We start from the raw sequence: 362 nt of genomic DNA, 5'->3' as shown, positions 1-362 counted from the left end.
GAGGAGAAGGGGTACGCGCTCTTCCTCGTCTCCACGGAGGAGGACTGGGAGGAGAACCGGGCGCTGCTCGACGAGATGACCCGGTCCTTCGAACCCGCGCCGGTGCGCCGACCGGCACGGCCACCGCGCACCCGGCCGCTCCGCCCGGCCGGCGCGTCCGACGGAACCCCCGCCGGAACGGACGGGCGCGCACCGGCTCACCGGCCGGGCCCGGAGCCCAGCCGGGGCGGGGACCGCGCCGGCCGCGGACTACTTCAGCAGCTGGCGGGCCATGACCAGGCGCTGGATCTGGTTGGTTCCCTCGTAGATCTGGGTGATCTTGGCGTCGCGCATCATCCGCTCCAGCGGGAAGTCCTTGACGT

The 362-nt window shown here is 73.2% G+C and carries 1 protein-coding gene; it reads right to left on the bottom strand.

The annotated features are described in order from the left end of the window. Positions 1-249 precede the first annotated feature (249 nt). Positions 250-362, bottom strand: a 113-nt coding sequence (locus tag DEF28_RS26940) for an acyl-CoA dehydrogenase family protein (protein WP_147281123.1), incomplete at its 5' end; no start/stop codon positions are given.

Origin of the sequence: Marinitenerispora sediminis (assembly GCF_003336425.1) — a bacterium.
In the GTDB taxonomy this organism is placed as follows: Bacteria; Actinomycetota; Actinomycetes; order Streptosporangiales; family Streptosporangiaceae; genus Marinitenerispora; species Marinitenerispora sediminis.
This window is presented reverse-complemented; position numbering and strand designations above follow the sequence as displayed.